This is a genomic window from Dethiosulfatibacter sp., assembly GCF_983023055.1.
The window spans coordinates 1-2,615 of record NZ_CEZJXU010000375.1 but is presented as its reverse complement, the minus strand read 5'-3'; the positions used below and the strand labels follow the sequence as shown (position 1 = coordinate 2,615).

Below are 2,615 nucleotides of genomic sequence, written 5' to 3'. Positions count from 1 at the left end.
ACAGTAGCTTCTTTAGGAATTCCAGTTGTTTTCACAGATACTCCTACAGACTGTGATACTTTGACAGAAGCATTAGCGCAAACTGTTAAAGAACAAAATCCTGATATTATTCTATTAGCAAATACAGCATTGGCTAAAGATATTGCACCACGTATTGCAGGACGTATGAGTTTAGGATGTGTAAGTGATGTAACAGGAATCAGTAAAACTGATGGTAAAGTTATATATACTAGACCAGCTTATGGTGGTACAATTCTAGAAAATATTGAAGTAGAAGGCACAGCCGTAGCTACAATTAGAAATGGAAGTTTTTCAAAGCCAGAGGCTGCTTCAAAGGCAGGTGTTACAGAGAAGAATATAGAAATTCCAGATGATGCTGTTAAGGCAAATATTGTTGATATGGTAAAAGAAATTTCTGAATCTGTTAATTTAGAAGAAGCAGAAGTTATTGTTTCTGGTGGACGTGGAATGGGAAGTGCAGAAAATTTCGAACTTGTTAAAGAATTAGCACGTGTACTTGGTGGCGTAGTTGGTGCAACAAGACCACCGATTGAAGACGGATGGATTTCTCGTGCTCACCAAGTTGGGCAGTCAGGAAAGATTGTAGCACCAAAACTTTATATTGCATGTGGTATTTCAGGAGCAACACAACATACATCTGGAATGTCAGGGTCAAATTATATTGTGGCAATTAACAAAGATGAAGATGCTCCAATTTTTGAAATCTCCAATCTAAGTATTGTTGGAAATGTAACTGAGATTCTTCCAGTTATGATTGAGGAAATGAAGAAAGCAAAAGCAGAGTAAGGGTTTCTATATTTCTTAAGTTAGGAACTAAAATAAAATTACGTATAATTTCATTTACGTAAAGGTACAATGGATTCTATAAAAAATTATAAAGCGAGGATTATTATGGCTGAGTATAATAAATTGACGGAAGAATTGATTTTAAAATTACAGGAGGCAGCTCCTGGACATATTTTAACAGGTGATGATATCAACGAAGATTATTCTCACGACGAAATGCCTATTTATGGAAAGGCGGCTCCGGAAGTCGTGTTGATGGCACATTCTACAGAGGAAGTTGCTGCAGTAGTAAAAATTTGTAATGAAAATAAGATACCAGTAACTCCAAGAGGATCAGGATCAGGACTTGTAGGGGGAGCAGTTCCACTTTTAGGTGGTGTTTTAATTGATCTTACAAAGATGAATAAAATACTCTCTTATGATTTAGAGAACTTTGTTGTTCATGTTCAACCTGGTGTTACGTTAAATGATCTTGCAGAGGATTGTATAAAACAAGGGTTATTATGCTGGTGGAATGAGAGCTGTTAAGTATGGTGCAACACGTGAATATGTACGTGCAATGACAGTGGTTCTTCCAACAGGAGAAATCACTAACTTTGGAGCTACAGTATCAAAAACAAGTTCAGGTTATAGTCTTGTAGATTTAATGGTTGGTTCCGAAGGTACACTTGGAGTTATTACAGAACTTACTTTAAAAACTATGCCAGCACCAAAGGAAGTTGCTAGTTTGATTATTCCTTATGAAAATTTAAATGATTGTATTTCTACTGTTCCTAAAATTAAAATGGCAAATATAAATCCACAAGCATTAGAATTTATGGAAAGAGAAATTGTTCTTGCTAGTGAAAGATTTATTGGAAAAAGTGTATTCCCACAAGAACTTGATGGAACAACAGCAAATGCTTATTTGCTTGTTACTCTAGATGCTAGCAGCGAAGATGAGTTAAATAACCTCATTGAGCAAGCTGCTGAAATAGCATTGGAAGAAGGAGCAATAGATGTTCTTGTAGCCGATACACCTGCAAAGATGAGAGATGCATGGGCAGCACGTTCTAGTTTCTTAGAGGCAATTATGGCAGAAACTAAATTATTAGATGAATGTGATGTTGTAGTTCCTGTAAATAAGATTGCTTCTTATCTTGAATTTGTAGAAAATGCTGGTAAAGAGTATGGACTGACTATTAAGAGTTTTGGACATGCAGGAGATGGAAATCTTCATATATACCAATGCAGTAATGATTTAGAAGAAGAAGAATTTAAATCAAGAGTTGAAAAATTCTTCGATATTATCTATCCAGAAGCAATAAGATGTGGTGGCCTTGTGTCAGGAGAACATGGAATTGGTAGTGGAAAGGTTAGCTATTTAGTAGATAGCGTTGGAGAAATAAACATGAACTTAATGAAAGGTATTAAAAAAGTGTTTGACCCGAATTCTATTATGAATCCAGGTAAAGTATGTGAAACAATAGGTTTTAATAATTAATATAAAAGAGGTAGGTAATTAATATGGATTTTAAAATTAGTGAAGAGCATCAACAATTACAAGAGATGTATCGTGATTTTGCGGAGAATGAAGTAAAACCAATTGCAAAAGAAATTGATGAAACCATGCGTTTTCCAAAAGAAAATGTAGAAAAAATGGCTGAGATGGGTTTGTTTGGAATTCCATTCCCTGAAGAATTGGGTGGAGCTGGAATGGATACATTAAGTTATGTACAATGTGTGGAAGAATTATCAAAATGTTGTGCATCAACAGGTATTATAGTTTCAGTTCATACAAGTCTTTGTGCAACACCAATTCAACAATA

2 protein-coding genes and 1 pseudogene are annotated in these 2,615 nt (G+C 35.0%); all 3 read left to right on the top strand.

Annotated elements, in window-relative coordinates:
- Positions 1–807 (top strand): electron transfer flavoprotein subunit alpha/FixB family protein (locus AC3AX0_RS11225; RefSeq protein ID WP_487550373.1); only part of this gene is annotated, 807 nt, incomplete at its 5' end.
- A gap of 105 nt (positions 808–912) precedes the next feature.
- Positions 913–2,290 (top strand): annotated as a pseudogene (locus AC3AX0_RS11220) (FAD-binding oxidoreductase).
- Between the two features lie 23 nt (positions 2,291–2,313).
- Positions 2,314–2,615: acyl-CoA dehydrogenase family protein (locus tag AC3AX0_RS11215; RefSeq protein ID WP_487550372.1), on the top strand; the 302-nt coding region annotated here is incomplete at its 3' end.